20 protein-coding genes are annotated in these 18,355 nt (G+C 67.9%); 10 read left to right on the top strand and 10 right to left on the bottom strand.

What is annotated here, in order from left to right; genetic code table 11:
• Nucleotides 1–109: 109 nt before the first annotated feature.
• Entirely contained in the window at nucleotides 110–2,161 is a 2,052-nt protein-coding gene (gene tkt, locus EJO71_RS19985; RefSeq protein WP_125950286.1) for a transketolase, read from the top strand.
• 64 nt (nucleotides 2,162–2,225) lie between these two features.
• The gene (gene gap, locus EJO71_RS19980) at nucleotides 2,226–3,227 is read left to right on the top strand and encodes a type I glyceraldehyde-3-phosphate dehydrogenase (RefSeq protein WP_093076388.1); all 1,002 of its coding nucleotides are present in this window, start codon (nucleotides 2,226–2,228) and stop codon (nucleotides 3,225–3,227) included.
• A 74-nt stretch (nucleotides 3,228–3,301) separates the two neighbouring features.
• Here gap and EJO71_RS19975 read toward each other — a convergent pair whose 3' ends face one another.
• From EJO71_RS19975 to EJO71_RS19965, 3 genes are all read right to left on the bottom strand, one after another.
• Nucleotides 3,302–3,895 (bottom strand): hypothetical protein, encoded by a 594-nt coding sequence (locus EJO71_RS19975; protein WP_125950287.1) that lies wholly within the window; start codon nucleotides 3,893–3,895, stop codon nucleotides 3,302–3,304.
• A gap of 33 nt (nucleotides 3,896–3,928) precedes the next feature.
• Nucleotides 3,929–4,498: a hypothetical protein gene (locus EJO71_RS19970; RefSeq protein WP_125950288.1), complete on the bottom strand. Its 570-nt coding sequence runs from the start codon at nucleotides 4,496–4,498 to the stop codon at nucleotides 3,929–3,931.
• A gap of 107 nt (nucleotides 4,499–4,605) precedes the next feature.
• Nucleotides 4,606–4,914, bottom strand: coding sequence for a putative quinol monooxygenase (locus EJO71_RS19965; protein WP_125950289.1), 309 nt, complete (start codon nucleotides 4,912–4,914; stop codon nucleotides 4,606–4,608).
• A 118-nt stretch (nucleotides 4,915–5,032) separates the two neighbouring features.
• On the opposite strand from EJO71_RS19965, the gene EJO71_RS19960 reads away from it, so the two are divergent.
• Entirely contained in the window at nucleotides 5,033–6,361 is a 1,329-nt protein-coding gene (locus EJO71_RS19960) for an Nramp family divalent metal transporter (RefSeq protein WP_125950290.1), read from the top strand.
• A gap of 3 nt (nucleotides 6,362–6,364) precedes the next feature.
• Here the strand turns inward: EJO71_RS19960 and EJO71_RS19955 are convergent, their stop codons facing one another.
• The 3 genes from EJO71_RS19955 to EJO71_RS19945 form a co-directional block, all read right to left on the bottom strand.
• A complete protein-coding gene (locus tag EJO71_RS19955) occupies nucleotides 6,365–6,706 on the bottom strand; it encodes a protealysin inhibitor emfourin (protein ID WP_125950291.1) in 342 nt (113 codons plus the stop codon).
• The gene (locus EJO71_RS19950) at nucleotides 6,703–7,779 is read right to left on the bottom strand and encodes a M4 family metallopeptidase (protein ID WP_125950292.1); all 1,077 of its coding nucleotides are present in this window, start codon (nucleotides 7,777–7,779) and stop codon (nucleotides 6,703–6,705) included. The genes EJO71_RS19955 and EJO71_RS19950 overlap by 4 nt, the downstream gene beginning before the upstream one ends.
• A gap of 78 nt (nucleotides 7,780–7,857) precedes the next feature.
• Nucleotides 7,858–8,787 (bottom strand): LysR family transcriptional regulator, encoded by a 930-nt coding sequence (locus tag EJO71_RS19945; RefSeq protein WP_125950293.1) that lies wholly within the window; start codon nucleotides 8,785–8,787, stop codon nucleotides 7,858–7,860.
• Between the two features lie 123 nt (nucleotides 8,788–8,910).
• Between EJO71_RS19945 and EJO71_RS19940 the strand changes: the two genes are divergently transcribed.
• The 3 genes from EJO71_RS19940 to EJO71_RS19930 all read left to right on the top strand — a co-directional run bounded on the left by EJO71_RS19940 (nucleotide 8,911) and on the right by EJO71_RS19930 (nucleotide 11,498).
• The gene (locus EJO71_RS19940; protein ID WP_125950294.1) at nucleotides 8,911–10,002 is read left to right on the top strand and encodes a tartrate dehydrogenase; all 1,092 of its coding nucleotides are present in this window, start codon (nucleotides 8,911–8,913) and stop codon (nucleotides 10,000–10,002) included.
• 81 nt (nucleotides 10,003–10,083) lie between these two features.
• Complete coding sequence (locus EJO71_RS19935) at nucleotides 10,084–11,094, top strand: tripartite tricarboxylate transporter substrate binding protein (protein ID WP_125950295.1); 1,011 nt, start codon at nucleotides 10,084–10,086, stop codon at nucleotides 11,092–11,094.
• A gap of 113 nt (nucleotides 11,095–11,207) precedes the next feature.
• Nucleotides 11,208–11,498: a YciI family protein gene (locus EJO71_RS19930; RefSeq protein ID WP_125950296.1), complete on the top strand. Its 291-nt coding sequence runs from the start codon at nucleotides 11,208–11,210 to the stop codon at nucleotides 11,496–11,498.
• Here EJO71_RS19930 and EJO71_RS19925 read toward each other — a convergent pair.
• Complete coding sequence (locus EJO71_RS19925; protein ID WP_206169034.1) at nucleotides 11,485–12,564, bottom strand: pirin family protein; 1,080 nt, start codon at nucleotides 12,562–12,564, stop codon at nucleotides 11,485–11,487. The two genes, EJO71_RS19930 and EJO71_RS19925, sit on opposite strands and share 14 nt — an antisense overlap.
• Before the next feature lie 172 nt (nucleotides 12,565–12,736).
• Complete coding sequence (locus EJO71_RS19920) at nucleotides 12,737–13,153, bottom strand: VOC family protein (RefSeq protein ID WP_125950298.1); 417 nt, start codon at nucleotides 13,151–13,153, stop codon at nucleotides 12,737–12,739.
• A 200-nt stretch (nucleotides 13,154–13,353) separates the two neighbouring features.
• Between EJO71_RS19920 and EJO71_RS19915 the strand changes: the two genes are divergently transcribed.
• Complete coding sequence (locus EJO71_RS19915) at nucleotides 13,354–14,919, top strand: CYTH and CHAD domain-containing protein (RefSeq protein ID WP_125950299.1); 1,566 nt, start codon at nucleotides 13,354–13,356, stop codon at nucleotides 14,917–14,919.
• A 37-nt stretch (nucleotides 14,920–14,956) separates the two neighbouring features.
• Here EJO71_RS19915 and EJO71_RS19910 read toward each other — a convergent pair whose 3' ends face one another.
• Together EJO71_RS19910 and EJO71_RS19905 are read right to left on the bottom strand one after the other, a co-directional pair.
• The gene (locus EJO71_RS19910) at nucleotides 14,957–15,433 is read right to left on the bottom strand and encodes a peptidylprolyl isomerase (protein WP_125950300.1); all 477 of its coding nucleotides are present in this window, start codon (nucleotides 15,431–15,433) and stop codon (nucleotides 14,957–14,959) included.
• A gap of 62 nt (nucleotides 15,434–15,495) precedes the next feature.
• On the bottom strand, nucleotides 15,496–16,398 hold the full coding sequence (locus EJO71_RS19905; RefSeq protein WP_125950301.1) for a LysR family transcriptional regulator: 903 nt from the start codon (nucleotides 16,396–16,398) through the stop codon (nucleotides 15,496–15,498).
• Nucleotides 16,399–16,485: 87 nt separating this feature from the next.
• Between EJO71_RS19905 and EJO71_RS19900 the strand changes: the two genes are divergently transcribed.
• From EJO71_RS19900 to EJO71_RS19890, 3 genes are read left to right on the top strand one after another with little or no spacing between them, the layout of a single operon-like run.
• Nucleotides 16,486–16,872, top strand: a complete 387-nt coding sequence (locus EJO71_RS19900) for a DoxX family protein (RefSeq protein WP_125950302.1) — start codon at nucleotides 16,486–16,488, stop codon at nucleotides 16,870–16,872.
• Between the two features lie 34 nt (nucleotides 16,873–16,906).
• Nucleotides 16,907–17,494, top strand: a complete 588-nt coding sequence (locus EJO71_RS19895) for an NAD(P)H-dependent oxidoreductase (protein WP_125950303.1) — start codon at nucleotides 16,907–16,909, stop codon at nucleotides 17,492–17,494.
• Nucleotides 17,494–18,348 carry a pirin family protein gene (locus EJO71_RS19890; protein WP_125950573.1) on the top strand — a complete coding sequence of 285 codons (855 nt, stop codon included), beginning with the start codon at nucleotides 17,494–17,496 and terminating at the stop codon, nucleotides 18,346–18,348. The genes EJO71_RS19895 and EJO71_RS19890 overlap by 1 nt, the downstream gene beginning before the upstream one ends.
• The last annotated feature ends 7 nt before the right edge of the window (nucleotides 18,349–18,355 follow it).

Raw genomic sequence — 18,355 nt, 5'->3', positions numbered from 1 at the left:
GCATCGGAAGGGTGTTCAGGCCGTATCGGAGGCGTCCGGGGCTCGCCCGGTAAAATCGCGGGTTCTCCCCACCCCAATCCTCCCTTTTCCCTCCGAAAGCCCACCGCACATGGCAAACCACGCCCTGATGGCCAACGCAATCCGCGCTCTGGCCATGGATGCCGTCCAACAAGCAAATTCCGGACATCCGGGCGCACCGATGGGCATGGCCGACATGGCCGTCGCACTCTGGGGCGATCACCTGCGCTACAACCCCGCCAACCCGCACTGGTTCGACCGCGACCGCTTCGTGCTGTCGAACGGCCACGCCTCGATGCTGCTGTACTCGGTGCTGCACCTCACCGGCTACGACCTGCCGATCGGCGAACTCAAGAACTTCCGCCAGCTGCACAGCAAGACCGCCGGCCACCCCGAAGTCGACGTGACCCCAGGCGTCGAGACCACCACCGGCCCGCTGGGCCAGGGCATCACCAACGCCGTGGGCTTCGCGCTGGCCGAGAAGCTGCTGGCCGCCGAGTTCAACCGCAAGGACCACGACGTGGTCGACCATCACACCTACGCCTTCCTGGGCGACGGCTGCATGATGGAAGGCATCAGCCATGAAGCCTGCGCACTGGCCGGCGCCTGGCACCTGAACAAGCTGATCGCGCTGTATGACGACAACGGCATCAGCATCGACGGCCAGGTCAAGCCCTGGTTCATCGACAACACCGAAGAGCGCTTCAAGGCCTACGGCTGGAACGTCATCGACCCGATCGACGGCAACGACGCCGAGGCGGTGTCCAAGGCCATCGCCAAGGCCAAGAAGGAAGAAACGAAGCCCACGCTGATCGTCTGCAAGACCACCATCGGCAAGGGCAGCCCGAACCGCGCCGGCACCGCCAAGGCGCACGGCGAGGCGCTGGGCGCGGAAGAAATCGTCCTCACCCGCGAAGCCATCGGCTGGCCCTACCCCGCCTTCGAGATCCCGGCCGAGGTGTATGCCGACTGGGACCACAAGGAGGCCGGCGCCAAGACCGAAGCCGCCTGGAACGACAAGTTCGCCGCCTACGCCGCCGCGTTCCCCGAGCTGGCCGCCGAGTTCACCCGCCGCATGAAGGGCGAGCTGCCCAAGGACTTCCACCAGGTCGCGTTCGACACCGTGGTCGCCGCCCACACCAAGGGCGAGACCGTGGCCAGCCGCAAGGCCAGCCAGCTCGCGCTGGAAGCCTTCACGGCCGCGCTGCCCGAGATGCTCGGCGGCAGCGCCGACCTGACCGGCTCGAACCTCACCAACACCAAGAGCACGCCCGCGCTGCGTTTCGACGCCAAGGGCGCCGTGGTTCGCACCGAGGCCACCGAACAGCACCCCGAAGGCCAGATCGGCCGCCACATCAACTACGGCGTGCGCGAGTTCGGCATGGCCGCGATCATGAACGGCGTGGCGCTGCACGGCGGCTACATCCCCTACGGCGGCACCTTCCTCACCTTCAGCGACTACAGCCGCAACGCCATCCGTATGGCCGCGCTGATGAAGCGCCGCGTGATCCACGTGTTCACGCACGACTCCATCGGCCTGGGCGAAGACGGCCCGACGCACCAGTCGATCGAGCACGCCGCCTCGCTGCGCCTCATTCCGAACCTCGACGTCTGGCGTCCGGGCGACACGGCCGAAACCGCCGTGGCCTGGGCCGTGGCGCTGCAGAACCAGTCGCGCCCGACTGCGCTGCTGCTGAGCCGCCAGAACATCGCCTACGCACCGAAGAGCGAACTCGGCGACATCAGCCGCGGCGCCTACGTGCTCGCCGAGCCTGAAGTCGTCGGCCTCAAGAGCAAGAAGACGGCCGCCGTCATCATCGCCACCGGTTCCGAAGTGCCGCTCGCGCTCGCCGCGCAGAAGCTGCTGGCCGAGAAGAAGATCGCCGTGCGCGTGGTGTCGATGCCCTCGACCACCACCTTCGACCGCCAGGACCTCGCCTACAAGAAGAGCGTGCTGCCCAAGAAGCTGCCGCGCATCGCCGTCGAGATGGGCTGCACCGGCGGCTGGTGGAAGTACGGCTGCGCGGCAGTCGTCGGCATCGACACGTACGGCGAGTCGGCACCGGCACCGGCGCTGTTCAAGCACTTCGGATTCACGGCGGAGAACGTCGCCGCCACGGTGGAAGCCGCGCTGCGCGACTGATCGATCGGTCCGATCTCTCGCCGGTTCACGACAAACAAGTTTTTCAACCTTAGGAGCAAGTCAGATGGCTATCAAACTCGGTATCAACGGCTTCGGCCGCATCGGTCGCAACGTGCTGCGCGCAGCGGTGCAGAACTTCAAGAACGACATCGAGATCGTTGCCATCAACGACCTGCTCGAGCCCGACTACCTCGCCTACATGCTCCAGTACGACTCGGTGCATGGCCGCTTCAAGGGCGAAGTCACGGTCGAAGGCAACACGCTGATCGTGAACGGCAAGAAGATCCGCCTCACGCAGGAGCGCGACCCCGCGCAACTGAAGTGGAACGAAGTCGGCGCCGACGTCGTGCTCGAATCGACCGGCCTCTTCCTCACGAAGGAAACGGCGCAGAAGCACATCGACGCGGGCGCGAAGAAGGTCATTTTGTCGGCGCCGTCGAAGGACGACACCCCCATGTTCGTCTACGGCGTGAACGACAAGAAGTACGCCGGCGAAGCCATCGTCAGCAACGCCAGCTGCACCACCAACTGCCTGGCCCCGCTGGCCAAGGTGCTGAACGACAAGTGGGGCATCAAGCGCGGCCTGATGACCACCGTGCACGCAGCCACCGCCACGCAGAAGACCGTGGACGGCCCGAGCAACAAGGACTGGCGCGGCGGCCGCGGCATCCTGGAAAACATCATTCCCTCGAGCACCGGCGCAGCCAAGGCCGTGGGCGTGGTGATCCCCGAGCTCAACAAGAAGCTCACCGGCATGAGTTTCCGCGTGCCGACCTCCGACGTGTCGGTGGTCGACCTGACGGTCGAGCTGGTGAAGGAAGCCACGTACAAGGAAATCTGCGCTGAAATGAAGGCGCAGAGCGAAGGCGCGCTCAAGGGCGTGCTGGGCTACACGGAAGACAAGGTGGTGGCCACCGACTTCCGCGGCGATCCGCGCACCTCGATCTTCGACGCCGAAGCCGGCATCGCGCTCGACGGTACGTTCGTGAAGCTCGTGAGCTGGTACGACAACGAATGGGGCTACTCGAACAAGTGCCTGGAGATGGTGAAGGTCGTGTCGAAGTAAGGCTTCGCGGCTTCAAAGAAAAACGCGCCCGAGGGCGCGTTTTTTCTTGGGGACGGCAGCAGGTGCCGGAGGGTTCAGCGCAGTTTCTCGTTCCTGCGGAGCTCGCTGCTGAGTTCGGTGGCCATCTTGGTTGCCGCGCGCTTGGCGGCAAGACCGAACTCGCCCTTGAATTCGCTGAACTCCGCTTCGCCACGGCCCGATGCCTTGACGCGGGTCACTTCGACCCCGGCAGGATCAGTCACGACACAGGACACCTCGGTCGTGAAGTAGGTCGGCGGCCATGTGAAAGGTGAAGGCGAACCCGAGTCCGTCTTGATTTCCGGCGTGAACACCAGGGCGGCGCCCGATGCCTGCACGGCGTTGGCATCAGCAGCGGACTTGATCACGACCACGTCCTGATAGACCGCGCGCAATGCATCGCGGATCGACTTTTCCAGATCGCGGTAAGGGTAGTAGCTGATGCGGTCGCCGCCGCCGCCCGGCGTGACCGCCTGCATGGCGCGCTGGGCGTCCGTCATGGTGTACGCCACTTTCTTCTGGACCAGGGTGGCTTCGACGCGTTGCGGCGCGGCGTCGGTGCCGACATTGATGGGATGGGCGCAGCCCACGAGCAGTGCTGCGAATGCCAGCGCCATGCCGGCGCGAAGAGTTCTGGAAACGAGGGACATGAAAATTCTTCTCCGAATTGTGTTTTCTGTTCTTCAGGGGGCGAGTGCTGCTGCGAACTGGGGGTCTGAATAGACCTGGCGCAGCAACGTGCGCACGAGATCCGAGTACGCCGCCTGTCCCGCAGGAATGGCCACGATGCCTGCGAAGCTGGACTCGAAGCTGGTGTTCGCCTTGTAGTTCTTCTTGAGGCGCTGCACGCCTTCGCGCGTGACTTCGATCTGCGCTTCCATCACACCGGTGCCCGTGACGATGTTCCCCACGCTGATCTCGTTGCTGAGAATGCGGGCGTCGAGCCGCGTGCGCGATTTCGCGTCGTAGGCCGAAACTTCCTTGAGGTCGCTGACCAGCGCGTCCTCGAGGTACTTGGCAAAGGTCCCGCTGGGCGAGATCAGCCGCGCGCCGCGCAGCGACAGGTTGTTGACCGGATCGTTCGGATCCGTCGGCTGCACTTTCACCACTGCCACCGGTGCCGGTTTGGCTGCCTTGAGCCGGTCAAGGGCTTCGTAGTCCGCCGCGTAGGGCGGGGCCTTCAGTTGCGCGCAGCCCGTTGCTAGAACGGCCAGGGCACAGAAGGCAAGACCATGCATGCGAGCGATCGCCATGCTCTCCTCCTCGTTGGTTGTTGGAGACGCGACAGTAACACGGGGTTACTTCGCATGCGTGGCAATACTTCACACCGCGCCGCGCCGCGCAGGACGCGTGACGAGCCTCAGACCGGCTCGAGCACGTGGATCAGCTTGCTCTCGGTGAACTCCTTCGTCTTCTCGCTGTGTGCCTTCATGTGCGGCGCGACCGCATGCGCCTGCAGGTGCGCCAGCGTTTCCCACTTCTCGATCACGACGAAGATGTCGGGGCCGAAGCTGGCCTTCGACGTGGGGATGCCTTGCGCATCGACCGTGGCGCCGTATTCGATGCAGCCCGCCTCGGCCAGCACGGCCGCGCGGTTGGCGGCGAAGGCTTCGAGCAATCTGGCGCGCTGGCCCGGCTTGGCGGTGATGACGGCGACGACGTGGATCATTGAAAAGGTCTCCAGTTGGATGAGTGATGAATGACGACGGTCGAATCTAAGAGATTCGGCGCGACCGTGCCGGTCAGGTCCGCGACAACGCCACGGCCTTGTCCCTATCATCGCCCGCATGTTCTTCCCGCTGCCCCGCACGGCCACCGCGCCTTTTTGCCCGTCCGAAGTCAAGGGCAGCGTGGCCGTCCCGCAGGACCTGCCGTTCCACAAGAAGCTGATGCGCTACGCGGGCCCAGGCCTGCTGGTGTCGGTCGGCTACATGGACCCGGGCAACTGGGCGACCGATATCGAGGCCGGCTCGCGCTTCGGCTACGGCCTGCTGTTCGTGGTGCTGCTCGCGAGCCTCGCCGCGATGCTGCTGCAGACGCTGTGCGTGCGGCTGGGGCTTGTGGCGCAGAAGGACCTGGCGCGCGCCTGCCGCGAGCACTACTCGCCGCGCGTCAACCGCCTGCTGTGGCTGGGCGCCGAACTGGCCATCGTGGCCTGCGACCTCGCCGAGGTGCTGGGCAGCGCGCTCGCGCTGCACCTGCTGTTCGGCGTGTCGATTCCGGTGGGCATCGCCATCACGGCCTTCGACACGCTGCTGGTGCTGGGCCTGCAGGGCGCGGGCTTCCGGCGCGTCGAGGCCATCGTGCTGGGGCTCGTGGGCACCATCGCGGGCTGCTTCGTCGTCGAGCTGGCGATGGCTCCGCCCAACTGGTTCGGCGTGGCGATGGGCTTCGGGCCCAGCCTGGAGCGGCTGCACCAGCCGGGCGCGCTGTACCTGGCCATCGGCATCGTCGGCGCGACGGTGATGCCGCACAACCTCTACCTGCATTCGTCCATCGTGCAGACGCGTCTCGTCGCCGACACCGAGCCCGCGCGCCGCGAGGCGGTGCGCTTCTGCACGCTCGACGCGGTGGTGTCGCTCTCGCTCGCGCTGCTGGTCAACGCGGCCATCATGGTGCTCGCGGCCAGCGCCTTCCACGCCACCGGCCACCGCGAGGTGACGGAGATCGACGACGCCTACCGGCTGCTGGAGCCCATCGTCGGCAGCGCGGTCGCGGCCACGCTGTTCGGCATCGCGCTGCTGGCCTCGGGGCAGAGCTCGACCTTCACCGGCACCATCGCGGGCCAGATCATCATGGAAGGCTTTCTCGACCTGAAGATCCCGTGCTGGCAGCGCAGGCTCATCACGCGCGCGCTGGCGCTCGGGCCGGCCTGGCTCGGCGTGTGGTGGTTCGGCGATGGCGGCGTGGGCAAGATGCTGGTGCTCAGCCAGGTGGTGCTGAGCTTCCAGCTGCCCTTTGCGATGTGGCCGCTGATCCGCTTCACGAGCAGCCGCGTTCTGATGGGCAGCTTCGCCAACGGCCCGGTGGTGAAGTCGCTGGCCTGGCTGCTGTTCGGCGTGATCGGTGCGGCCAACGTGTGGCTGATCGCGTCGGTGGCCCTGGGCAGCGCCTAGGCTTCAGGGCTTGCCCGCTTCCTTCCAAAGGTGCACCAGCGCCTCCGGTGCCTCGGCCTCGGGCACCTCGAAGCTCACGAAGATGTCCTGCTGCTCGCCGGCGGTGCGCACGAGCACCTCGACGCGGTAGAAGCGCTGGTCGCCGCCGGACACTGTCGCGCTGGCCTGTTGCTCCGCGTGCGGCACGGCGCTTTGCAGCGCGTCGCCGATCTGCTGGCGCAGCTCCGCCGTGCAGTCGCCGAGCCGGAAGCTGCGCGGTTGCGCGAGGCCCGGCATGTAGGCCAGGCCGCCCTCGCGCGTCACGCGCACGGTGGTCGCCTCGTTCATTGGTGGCAGGCGGATCATGGCTCGATCACTCCCACGGCTTGCCAGGCATCGGCCACTGCCTTGTGGACCGCGCTGCCGGCACCGAAGCGCCGCGAGGCGACATCGGCGCTGAGCATCGCGAAGGCCTCGAAGTCGGCGTCCTGGCGCAAGCGCCTGTCGCGCAGCGTGTCGTACCAGACGCGGCCCGCGGTTTCCCACGCCGGCCCGCCGATGGCGACGGCCGCCAGATGGAACGCGCGGTTCGGGATGCCCGAGTTGATGTGCACGCCGCCGTTGTCCTGCGAGGTGACGACGAAGTCTTTCATGTGCGCTGGCTGCGGATCCTTGCCGATCACCGGGTCGTCGTAGGCGGTGCCGGGTTCGGCCATCGAGCGCAGCGCCTTCGCCTTCACGGTGGGCATGAAGAGCCCGGCGCCGACGAGCCAGTCGGCCTGCTGCGCGGTCTGCTTCAGCACATGCTGCTTCACGAGCACGCCGAACACGTCGCAGATCGACTCGTTCAGCGCGCCGGGCTGGCCCTGGTAGACGAGCGCTGCCTCGTGGTCGATCACGCCGTGCGTGAGCTCGTGGCCGATGATGTCCACCGCAATGGTAAAGCGGTTCATGACCTCGCCATCGCCGTCGCCGAACACCATCTGCGTGCCGTTCCAGAAGGCGTTGTCGTAGTCCTTGCCGTAGTGCACGCTGCCGGTCAGCGGCATGCTCGCGCCGTCGATGGAGTCGCGCTCGTACACGTCGTGGTACAGCCGCCAGGTCGCGCCCAGGTGGTCGTACGCCTCGTCGGCCGCGATGTCGCCGGTGGCGGGCCTGCCTTCGGTGCGCACGAGCTTGCCGGGCAGCATGGTCTTGTGGCCTGCGTCGTAGATCGCGCGTTCCGGCGAATTTGGCCGGGCGGTACGCGGAGGTATGGCCGTCGTGCCCTGCACCACTGCCGGTGGAACGAACCCGCGCAGCGCGCGGTGCTCGCGATCGATCGTCAGCGTGTTCACCGCGCGTTCGCTGACGGGCGCGCTGGCGTGTTCGGCGAGCCGGCTCAGCAGGTAGGGCGGCACGAAGGCGGGCGGCAGGGTCTGCGGCGTGCGCGAGGGCATGAACGGGCCTTTCTCCGGGTGTCGATCGGTTCGGAACACCGTAGCAGAAACACAGGCCCGCGCCTGTCGGATCGGGGCTCAAGCCCTGGGCGGCATGTCGTCTTTTCCGAGCGCGGCGGCCATGAAGTCGACGAAAGTTCGCACGCGCGCAGACAGCTGATGGCGCTGCGGATACACGGCGTAGATGTCGGCGTCGGGTGTGCGGTAGTTGGCCAGCACCTGCACCAGCCGGCCGCTGCGCAGGTAGCGCGCGATGTCCCACTCGGCGCGCATCAGGATGCCGTGGCCGTCCAGCGCCCAGTTGACCGCGATCTCGCCGTCGTTGGTGCTGAGCGCGCCGCGCGTCTTCACCGCCTCGGTGCGTTGCGCCGTGCCGCGCCCGCTGCTCAGCCGCCAGATGCCGTAAGCCTCGTAGCCCTGGCGGATGCCGATGCAGCGGTGACGGGTAAGGTCGTTCGGCACCTTGGGCTGCCCTGCGCGCGCGAGGTAGGCGGGCGAGGCGCACAGCAGGCGGCGGTTCGACGCGATGCGCCGCGCGATCACGCGGGCCTCGGGCGGCGCGCCGAAGCGGATGCAGACGTCGAACGCATCGTCGGTCAGCGGCGGCGGGTTCACCGAGAGCTGCAGCTGCACTTCGACCTGCGGATGCTTGCGCGCGAACTTCGAGATCAGCGGCGCCACGTGGCTGCGCCCGAAGCCCAGCGTGGCGTTCACGCGCAGCAGGCCCTGCGCCTCGCCCTTCGCGCCGCCGAGCAGTTGCGCCATGTCGTCGATCTCGCCGAGGATGCGGCGCGCGTGCGCCACGTACAGCTCGCCTTCGGGCGTGAGGCTCATGCGCCGCGTGGTGCGGTTCACCAGCGTGACGCCCAGGCGCGCTTCCATCTGCGCGAGGCGCTTGCTCACCGCCGGCGTGCTGATGCCGAGTTCGCGCGCCCCGGCGCTCAGGCTGCCGCAGGCCGCGAGCGTGGAGAAGAAACCGAGATCGGCGGGCTGGACCGGGGCTGCCATGAGTGATCCGATTGTTGAATTCAGGTTAACGATGGATTCACTTCCGGCGTGAATCGTTCGATGCGGTCGATCCTACAGTGGGTGCCCCGACAGAGCACGTACACACGAACGAGGACATCGACGATGAGCAGCTACAGCATTGCCACCATTCCCGGCGACGGCATCGGCAAGGAAGTGATCCCGGCAGGGCGCCAGGTGATGGAAGCGCTGGCCGCGGCCTCCGGCGGCGCACTGGACTTCAGCTTCGAAGATTTCGGCTGGGGCGGCGACTGGTACCGCGAGCACGGCGAGATGATGCCGGCCGACGGCCTCGACGCGCTGCGCAGCAAGGACGCCATTCTTTTCGGCTCCGCGGGCGATCCGCACATCCCCGACCACATCACGCTGTGGGGCCTGCGCCTGAAGATCTGCCAGGGCTTCGACCAGTACGCCAACGTGCGGCCCACTCGCATCCTGCCCGGCATCGACGCGCCGCTGAAGCGCTGCAAGGCGGAGGACCTGAACTGGGTGATCGTGCGCGAGAACTCCGAAGGCGAATACGCCGGCGTCGGTGGCCGGGTGCACCAGGGCCATCCGATCGAGGCCGCCACCGACGTGAGCATGATGACCCGCGCGGGCGTCGAGCGCATCATGCGCTTCGCCTTTGCCCTGGCCCGCTCGCGGCCGCGCAAGCTGCTCACGGTGGTCACCAAGAGCAATGCGCAGCGCCACGCGATGGTGATGTGGGACGAGATCGCGCTGCAGGTCTCCAAGGAGTTCCCCGACGTGAGCTGGGACAAGGAACTCGTCGACGCCTGCACCGCCCGCATGGTCAACCGCCCGGCCTCGCTGGACACCATCGTCGCCACCAACCTGCACGCCGACATCCTCAGCGACCTCGCGGCCGCGCTCGCGGGCAGCCTGGGCATTGCGCCCACCGGCAACATCGATCCCGAGCGGCGCTATCCGTCGATGTTCGAGCCCATCCACGGTTCGGCCTTCGACATCATGGGCAAGGGGCTCGCCAACCCGGTGGGCACCTTCTGGTCGGTGGTGATGCTGCTGGAGCACCTGGGCGAGGCCGAGGCCGCGCGCCGCGTGATGGCCGCCGTGGAGCACGTCACGGCCAACCCCTCGCTGCACACGCGCGACCTGGGCGGCACCGCGACCACCGAGCAGGTGACGCGCGCGGTGTGCGCGCACATAGCGGCCGAGCCGCTGCGGCTGGCGGCCTGACGGGCCCGGCCCCTCGGGGCGATTTCCACGGTATCCGCGCGCCTCGATGCGCGCACCACTACAACGACCCGGAGACAAACCATGAACGCTTCATCGAATGCGCGCCGTCGGCGCACCGTGCTGCGGGCCGCAGCTCTCGCGCTGGGCCTGGGCGCCAGCGCCACCTTGGCCCTCGCGCAGCAGGCGCCCGCCGGCTGGCCCGCGCGGCCCATCAGCCTCGTCGTGCCCTTCCCGGCCGGCGGCACCACCGACGTGCTGGCCCGCGCGCTGGCCGACAAGCTCTCGCAGTCGCTCGGCCAGCCCGTGGTGGTCGAGAGCAAGCCCGGCGCCGGCGCCACGCTGGGCGCCGACTACGTGGCCAAGGCCAAGCCCGACGGCTACACGCTGCTGATGGGCGCGGTGCATCACACCATCGCCACCAGCGTCTACAGGAAGCTGCCCTATGACTTCCAGAAAGACCTGGCGCCCGTCACCGTCGTGGCCATGGTGCCGAACGTGCTGGTCATCAACGCCGCCAACACGCCCGCGAAGAACGTGGCCGAGCTGGTCGCGCTCGCCAAGGCCGCGCCCGAGAAGCTGGCCTACGGCTCCAACGGCAACGGCACGGCGCAGCACCTGATCGGCACGCAGTTCCAGGCCAGCACCGGAGCGAAGCTGCTGCACGTGCCCTACAAGGGCAGCGGGCCGCTCACCACCGACCTGCTCGGCGGGCAGGTGGCGATGTCCTTCGACACCATCACGCCGGTGCTGCAGCACATCAAGGGCGGCAAGCTGCGCGCACTGGCCGTGACCACTGCGCGGCGCTCGTCGGTGCTGCCTGACGTGCCGACGCTCGAGGAGGCGGGGCTCAAGGGCTTCGACATCGGCACCTGGTTCGGCGTGCTCGCGCCGGCGGCCACGCCGAAGGAAATCGTCGCGCGCCTGAATGCGGAGATGGTGAAGATCATCCATTCGCCCGAATTCGCGCAGCGCATGCAGGCCATCGGCGCCGAGCCGCTGGGCGGCACGCAGGAAGAGATGGCGCGGCAGATCCGCGAGGAGACGGCCAAGTTCGCGAAGCTGGTGAAGGAAGGCGGCGTGGCGATCGAGTAAGAAAGAAATATGCGCCCCGCGTGATACCGGTTACGCCCGCGCACACCTGCGTGCGGCGCGCGCCTTGCCAAGGCCATAGGATCGGGGCTTCCGCATTCACCGCCGCCGCGCACATGTTCATCGTCACTCTCACCTACATCCGCCCGCTCGAGGAAGTCGACGCGCTGATGGACTCGCACATGGTCTGGCTCAAGAAGCACTACGAAAGCGGGCTTTTCGTGGCTTCGGGCCGGCAGGTGCCGCGCACGGGTGGCGTGATCCTGGCGCGCTCGGGCGACCGCGAGGGGCTGGAGGCGGTGCTGGCGCGCGACCCCTTCGTGCAGGGCGGGGTGGCGCGCACCGACGTGATCGAGTTCGTGCCGCGCATGACGGCGCCGAATCTCGAGGTGCTCAAGAACTACTGACAGGCTGCGCCGGCACTTCCTCGCGCCCGCCGGGATGCCGGGCGAAGCGCGGGGTGTCGTGGCCGTGCACCGGCGCCGCGTCGTCCCAGGGCCAGCCGCCGAACTGCGTGCGGCGGTAGTCGGCCATGGTCTGGCTGATCTCGGCCTGCGTGTTCATCACGAAGGGACCGTACTGCGCCACCGGCTCTGCGATCGGGCGGCCCTGCAGTACCAGGAACTCGCCGGTCTCGGCGTCACCGTTGACGATTTCCACGGCAGCGTCCGCGCGAAGCTCGACGGCCGCCGGGCCTTCCACGCGCTCGCCGGCAATCTGCGCAACCGCGCCCTTGAAGAAGTACAGCATGCGCCGCGTGCCCTCGCCGCCGGTGGCGGCGGGCAGCGTCCATTGCGCGCCGGGCGTCATCTTCAGCGTCCAGATCGCCACGTCGGCATCGGCCTGCGCGGCCCACGAATCGGGCGGCGGCGCCAGCGGCTGGATCGGGGCCCTGCCGTTGGCGGGATCGTCGCCGAGCCGGCCGGCGATCACCGCGACCTCGGTGCGGCCGCCCTTCGCGTCGTCGGAAACGAAGCGCGGAATGGCCTCGGACCAGAACATCGTGAAGTGCGGTTCGGCCATCTTGTTCTTCGCCGGCAGGTTGAGCCAGATCTGGAACAGCTCCAGCGGGTTGGCCGAGGCGTTGTCGAGCAGCGGGAACATTTCCGAATGCACGATGCCCTTGCCGGCCGTGAGCCACTGCACGTCGCCGCCGCCGAAGCGCGCGGTGGCGCCCAGCGAGTCGGAATGGTCGACGAGGCCCTTGCGCACGATGGTCACCGTCTCGAAGCCGCGATGCGGGTGCGAGGGAAAGCCCGGCACCGTGTCGCCGTGGTACATGCTCCAGCCGTCCTTGCGGCTGAAGTCCTGGCCGATCTGGCGGCCGGCCAGCGAGGCCTCGGGGCCCATGCGGCCGTTGGCCTTCGGGTAGGCGTCGTCGTGGTAGACGCAGAAGAGGAACGGGTCGATCGTCTGCCACGGGAAACCGAGCGGCTTGACCTGGACGATGGGGCCCTTGTTGTTGTCGGACATGCGGATATTCCTTTCCATGTGGGGCGCGACCGATGGTGCCGTGCCGGTGGATGGAATATCGGGGCGCCGCCGTCTTCCGCCAGGGGCCTTCCGTGCAACAGTGAAGAGCGCATATGGAACGATGGGCATCGCTCTTCTCCCTCGTCGGTGCCGGTCCGGTTCTTCTCTTCTCTTACTGCTTCGGCATTTCGGCGTTCGGGTCCATGTAGACCAGCTCCCACAGGTGGCCGTCGACGTCCTGGAAGCCGTGGCCGTACATGAAGCCGTAGTCCTTCGGCTCGCCCGGGATGGTGCCGCCGGCGGCCTTGGCCTTGGCCACCAGCTCGTCGACCTCGGCGCGGCTCTCGCACGAGAGGCACAGCAGCACCTCGGTGCTCTTGGCGGTGTCGGTGATGCTCTTGGTGGTGAAGGTCTTGAAGAACTCCTCGACCAGCAGCATGACGTGGATGCTGTCCTTCTGGACCACCATGCACGCAGCATTGGCGTCGGTGAACTGCTCGTTGAAGGTGTAGCCCAGCGCGGCGAAGAACGCCTTGGTCTTGTCGAGGTTCTTGACGGGGAGGTTCACGAAGATCTGTTTGGTGGCCATGGTGTCGTCCTGTAGATGAAAAAGAGTGGATGTGGGTTGAGTCCGGTGTCCCGTTTCGCCATGTGTTGTGTACACCGTCCACAAAAGATATCAAAGAAAATGTACGGCGTCCACATATTTTTTCAAACAGGCGGATTCGACCCTCCGCGGCGCAGGTGCCGGCATTGCATGCGGTGAAAAAGAGCGGGCATCATGGCCGCATGGAAATCGAGTTCAAGTTCTGCATTCCCCCGAGCCGCCTGAAGGCGGTGGAAGCCGCCCTGAAGCGCGGCACGGTCGTGCGCACCCGCCTGCAGGCCCGCTACTTCGACACCGCCGACCAGCGGCTGGCCGCCGACGGCATGGTGCTGCGGCTGCGCAAGGAAGGCCGGCGCTGGGTGCAGACCGTGAAGGCCACCGGCGACAACGCCCTGCACCGGCTGGAGCACAACGTCGACCTCGGCACGGCGGGGCCCGCGCCGCAGATCGATCCGCTGCGTCACCAGGGCACGCCCGTGGGCGAGCGGCTTGCGAAGCTGCTGGCTGAAGGTACGCCACTGGTCGAACGGCAATCGACCGACATCGTGCGGCTCACGCGCGATCTGCGCGTCACCGGGCCCGGCGGCGCGGTGGTGGAAATGGCGCTCGACGTCGGCAAGGTCGTCGCGCACGCCGGCACGCCCGAACAGCGCGAATCGCCGGTGTGCGAGCTCGAACTGGAGCTGAAGCGCGGCGACGTGCAGGGCCTCGTCTCGCTCGCGCGGCGCTGGTCGCAGCAGCATGGACTGTGGTTCAGCACTGTGTCGAAGGCCGAGCGCGGCGCGCGCCTGCTGGCGGCGCAGGAAACCGTGGAAGCGGTGAAGGCGGAGACACCGCGTTTCGCCGCGCAGCATCCGGACGGGCAAGCCATCCAGCGGGCCGTGGTGGCGTCGTGCCTGGCGCAGATGCTGCCCAACGCCAGCGAGATCGCGGCGGGCAGCACGGATGAGGAACAGATTCACCAGTTGCGCATCGGCATCCGCAGGCTGCGCACGGCGTTGCGTGAACTCGCCGAACTGGGCCTGCTCGACATCGCCGAATGGGAGCCCCCGCTGGTCGACGCCTTCCGCGCACTCGGCGCACTGCGCGACCGCGAGCAGGTCGTGAAGCTGGCGCAACCCCGTCTGCGCGAGGCTGGCGCTCCCGACTTCGACCCGCTGGCCGGCGACGACACGGCCGCCGACGCGCCATCGCCCGGCGACATCGTGCGCGCCCCGGCGTTCCAGAACGTGCTTGTCTCGCTGATCGGCTTCACCGCTGCTGAGCCCGTGCAAGCTGCGCCGGCAACCACCGATTCCGATGTGCCGACCGACCCGCTGGCACCCACCCCGATCGGCGCCAGCGCCGCCCGTCGCCTGCTGCGCAAGAACCTGCTGCGTCTGCACGAGCAGGTGCTGCGCGACGGCGAACGCTTCGAGTCACTGGACACCGAAAGCCAGCACCGCGTCCGCAAGCGCCTCAAGCGCCTGCGCTACCTCGCCGAATTCGTGGTGCCGCTGTTCGATGAAAAAGAAGAAGGCGGCAGCGCCAGCCGCTACCTGAAGGCCCTGCGTCCCGCGCAGGACGCATTGGGCGACTACAACGACGAGGCCGTCGCGCTCGCTCTGTACCGGGAGGCCACCGCGCGCGACGCACGCGCGTGGTTCGCCGTGGGATGGTTCACCGCGCGACACGCGGCCGGCGCGAAGGCCTGCCGCAAGGCGCTGGAAAAGATCGAAGACGCGCCGAGGTTCTGGAAGAAGAAATAACCGCTAGCCGGGCGCCGGCGGCCGGGCCGGCAACCGCTCAGTGATGGTGCCCGTGCGCCCCATGAACATGCCGGTGCTCGATCTCCACCGGCTGCGCCGCGCGCACGTCCGTCACCTGCAGGCTGAACTTCAGCGCCTTGCCGGCCCACGGATGGTTGCCGTCCAGCAGCACGACCGGGCCCTTGATCTTCATCACCGTGAAGACGTGCTCGCGGCCGTCGTCGAGGCGGCCCTGCAGCTGGCCGCCGACCTTCACGCCGGGCGGGAAGTCGGTCTTGGGGATGCTGCGAACCAGCGACTCGTCGCGCTGGCCGAAGGCGTCTTCGGGCGCGAGGTTCAGCACGGTCTGGTAGCCCTTTTCCTTGCCGTCGAGCGCTTCCTCGATCTTGGGCAGGGTGTTCTCGTATCCACCATGCAGGTAGGCCATCGGCTCGGGGCTTGCCTCGATGAGCTTGCCCTGGGCGTCGGAGACCTTGTACTTGATGGTGACGACGGTGTCTTTTTCGATTTTCATGGGGTCGCATTCTCAGCCGAAACCCGAAAGCACTGGCGGCCGGGCCTTTGCCGGCGGCCCGGCTACCTGAACGCGTCCATCTGGTCGAGCTTGCCCATCACCAGCCCGATGAAGGCCGACACCGCCAGCGGTAGGTGCTTGCGGCTCGGGTAGACCACGTTGAGCCCCCGGCCCCTGTATTCGTATTGCGGCAGCACCCGCACCAGCAGGCCCGCGTGCTCGTCGCGCGTCGCCATCGCGGGCGGCAGCTGCGCGATGCCCAGCCCGGCCAGCGCCGCCTTGCGCAGCGCCTGTGCGGTGTTGCCGGTGAAGCGGCCGGAGACCTGTACCTCCTCATCCACGCCGTCGGGGCCGGTGAGTTGCCAGATGGCGTGGCCGGAGGGGCTCGAGGGCGTCACGCAGTCGTGATGGGCCAGGTCCTGCAGGTTACGGGGCTCGCCGCGCCGTTCGATGTAGGCGGGGCTCGCCAGCAGGCCGCCGCTGCGGGTGATCAGCCGCCGGCCCACGTAGCCCGAGTCGCGCAGCACGCCGCCGCGGAAGGCCACGTCGATCTGCTCCGCGATCAGGTCGGCGGCCGCGTCGCTGAGCACGAAGTCGAGCTTCACCAGCGGATGCGCGGCCAGGAAGTCGGCGACCCATTCCATCGGGAAGAAGTCGAAGAAATCCGCCGGCGCGGCCACGCGCACGAGGCCGCTGGGTTCCTGGCCTCCGGCCGCCAGCGCCTGTCCGGCGGCGGCCAGCCCGTCGACCAGCCCCGCGCACTGGTCGTGAAAGGCCTGCCCGGCGCTCGTCAGCGTGAGCTTGCGCGTCGAGCGCTGCATCAGCCGGGTGCCGAGCTGCGACTCGAGCTGCTGGATGCGCCGGCTCACGTTGTTGGGCGGCAGGCCCAGCCGCCGGGCCGCCTCGGCAAAGCTGCCGTGGCGCACCACCTGCACGAACATGGCGACGTCGTTGAGATCGAGCATGGCGGGTTGATTCCTTCAGTTTATGGACGAGTGCAATCCGACTCTACCGTCTAGTCGACCAATGGGTGCATGCCTAACCTTGTGCCCATGACTACTTCATCCCTTGCTTCCCCCACGCAGCGCCGCATCGTCTGGGGCGTCCGCATCCTCCTGGCACTGGCTTTCGGCGCCGCCGGCACGGCCAAGCTGGCCGGCGCGCAGCAGATGGTCCAGGTGTTCGACGCGATCGGCTTCGGCCAGTGGTTCCGCTACCTGACCGGGCTGGTCGAGGTCGGCGGCGCCTTGCTGCTGCTCGTGCCCGCGACCGGCTTCCTCGGCGGCCTGCTGCTGGCCGCGACCATGGTCTGCGCCGTGGCCACGCACCTCGTGCTGATCGGCGGCAATCCCGCGCCGGCGGTGGTGCTGGCGCTGCTGTCGGGCTTCGTCGCCTGGCGGCTGCGGCCCGTGTCCCGGCCCGTCATCTCGGCGGCCTGATTTCCTTTCTTCCAACTTTTTTCCGGAGTACCCCATGACCCAGCAAAAGCAACCCCGCATCGGCATCATCCTCGGCTCCACCCGTGAAGGCCGCTTCGGCGAGAAGCCCGCGCAGTGGATCCACGAGATCGCCGTGCAGCGCACCGACCTCGCCTTCGAGCTGGTCGACCTGCGCGACCATCCGCTGCCTTTCTTCAACGAGGCGGGCGCGCCGGCCTGGGGACCGGTGAAGAACGAAGCCGCGCAGCGCTGGCAGGCGAAGCTGGCCACTTTCGACGGCCTGATCGTCGTCACGCCCGAATACAACCACGGCCCGAGCGCGGTGCTGAAGAACGCGATCGACTGGGCCTACAAGGAATTCATCCGCAAGCCGATCGGCTTCGTGGGCTATGGCGGCGTGGGCGCGGCCCGCGCGATCGAGCAACTGCGGCTGGTGGCGGTCGAGATGCAGATGGCACCGGTGCGCAACGCCGTGCACATCGGCATGGTCGAGTTCCTGGGCATCTGGCAGCAGGGCAAGAGCTTCGGCGACTTCCCGCACCTCGCGCAGGCCGCTGGTGCCATGCTCGACGACATCGCCTGGTGGACCAAGGCGCTGAAGGGGGCGAGGGAGGCCGCATGATGAGCACCGCTGTCGAAACAACCGCCCGCGCCATCGTCTACCGCACGCGTGGCTCGCGCCACGGCGGCATCACGCGGCTGATGAGCCCCGGCGACCTGGGCGAATTCCTCAAGCCCTTCGTGTTCCTCGACCTCTTCGGCTTCGACGTCACTGGCGGCCACAGAGGCTTCGGCCTGCACCCGCACTCGGGCATCGCCACGCTGACCTGGCTGATGGAGGGCGACACGCTCTACGAGGACACGACCGGCGAGCAGGGCCGGCTGCAAGGTGGCGGCGTCGAGTGGATGCGCGCCGGCAACGGCGTGTGGCACACGGGCGCGCCCGCACCGGGCGTGGAGCGCGTGCGCGGCTTCCAGCTGTGGGTGGCGCTGCCGGCCCCGGAAGAGAACGCACCGGCGCAGAGCATGTACCTCGCGCCCTCGCAGGTGCCGAAGGAAGGCCCGGCGCGCGTGCTGCTCGGGCGCTACGGCTCGGCGCAGAGCCCGATCGCCGCGCCCTCCCCGATGAACTACCTGGCCGTGCAGCTGAAGGACGGCGAGCGCTGGAGCTACGTGCCGCCCGTCGGTCACACGGGGGGCTGGGTCGCGGTCAACGAAGGCGCGCTCGAAACAGGCGACGACAGGGGCGGCCCCATCGGCGCGGGCGAGCTCGCGGTGTTCGAGGAGTCGGGCGCTGCCATCGACTTCGTCGCGCATGGCGACACCTCCTTCGTGCTGGGCTCGGCCGTGAAGCATCCGTACGACCTGGTGTTGGGCCACTACTCGGTGCACACGAGCAAGGCAACCCTCGACCAGGGCGAGGCCGAGATCCGGCGCATCGGCGCGAGGCTGCGGCAGGAAGGCCGGCTCGCGTAATCCAGCG

The organism is Variovorax sp. 679, from assembly GCF_003952185.1.
GTDB lineage: Bacteria > Pseudomonadota > Gammaproteobacteria > Burkholderiales > Burkholderiaceae_C > Variovorax.
The sequence above is the reverse complement of the archived record's forward strand: the minus strand, read 5'-3'. Positions and strand labels throughout refer to the sequence as shown.

Excerpts from the sequence above, each read along its gene's own strand:
- EJO71_RS19920 (WP_125950298.1), bottom strand. The coding sequence starts at position 13,153 with ATGGCCACCAAACAGATCTTCGTGAACCTCCCCGTCAAGAACCTCGAC.
- EJO71_RS19975 (WP_125950287.1), bottom strand. The coding sequence starts at position 3,895 with ATGTCCCTCGTTTCCAGAACTCTTCGCGCCGGCATGGCGCTGGCATTC.
- gap (WP_093076388.1), top strand. The coding sequence starts at position 2,226 with ATGGCTATCAAACTCGGTATCAACGGCTTCGGCCGCATCGGTCGCAAC.
- EJO71_RS19945 (WP_125950293.1), bottom strand. The coding sequence starts at position 8,787 with ATGGCAGCCCCGGTCCAGCCCGCCGATCTCGGTTTCTTCTCCACGCTC.
- EJO71_RS19955 (WP_125950291.1), bottom strand. The coding sequence starts at position 6,706 with ATGATCCGCCTGCCACCAATGAACGAGGCGACCACCGTGCGCGTGACG.
- EJO71_RS19970 (WP_125950288.1), bottom strand. The coding sequence starts at position 4,498 with ATGGCGATCGCTCGCATGCATGGTCTTGCCTTCTGTGCCCTGGCCGTT.
- EJO71_RS19910 (WP_125950300.1), bottom strand. The coding sequence starts at position 15,433 with ATGAAAATCGAAAAAGACACCGTCGTCACCATCAAGTACAAGGTCTCC.
- EJO71_RS19965 (WP_125950289.1), bottom strand. The coding sequence starts at position 4,914 with ATGATCCACGTCGTCGCCGTCATCACCGCCAAGCCGGGCCAGCGCGCC.
- EJO71_RS19900 (WP_125950302.1), top strand. The coding sequence starts at position 16,486 with ATGACTACTTCATCCCTTGCTTCCCCCACGCAGCGCCGCATCGTCTGG.
- EJO71_RS19935 (WP_125950295.1), top strand. The coding sequence starts at position 10,084 with ATGAACGCTTCATCGAATGCGCGCCGTCGGCGCACCGTGCTGCGGGCC.
- tkt (WP_125950286.1), top strand. The coding sequence starts at position 110 with ATGGCAAACCACGCCCTGATGGCCAACGCAATCCGCGCTCTGGCCATG.
- EJO71_RS19905 (WP_125950301.1), bottom strand. The coding sequence starts at position 16,398 with ATGCTCGATCTCAACGACGTCGCCATGTTCGTGCAGGTGGTGCGCCAC.
- EJO71_RS19890 (WP_125950573.1), top strand. The coding sequence starts at position 17,494 with ATGAGCACCGCTGTCGAAACAACCGCCCGCGCCATCGTCTACCGCACG.
- EJO71_RS19915 (WP_125950299.1), top strand. The coding sequence starts at position 13,354 with ATGGAAATCGAGTTCAAGTTCTGCATTCCCCCGAGCCGCCTGAAGGCG.
- EJO71_RS19895 (WP_125950303.1), top strand. The coding sequence starts at position 16,907 with ATGACCCAGCAAAAGCAACCCCGCATCGGCATCATCCTCGGCTCCACC.
- EJO71_RS19940 (WP_125950294.1), top strand. The coding sequence starts at position 8,911 with ATGAGCAGCTACAGCATTGCCACCATTCCCGGCGACGGCATCGGCAAG.
- EJO71_RS19950 (WP_125950292.1), bottom strand. The coding sequence starts at position 7,779 with ATGCCCTCGCGCACGCCGCAGACCCTGCCGCCCGCCTTCGTGCCGCCC.
- EJO71_RS19925 (WP_206169034.1), bottom strand. The coding sequence starts at position 12,564 with ATGTCCGACAACAACAAGGGCCCCATCGTCCAGGTCAAGCCGCTCGGT.
- EJO71_RS19930 (WP_125950296.1), top strand. The coding sequence starts at position 11,208 with ATGTTCATCGTCACTCTCACCTACATCCGCCCGCTCGAGGAAGTCGAC.
- EJO71_RS19960 (WP_125950290.1), top strand. The coding sequence starts at position 5,033 with ATGTTCTTCCCGCTGCCCCGCACGGCCACCGCGCCTTTTTGCCCGTCC.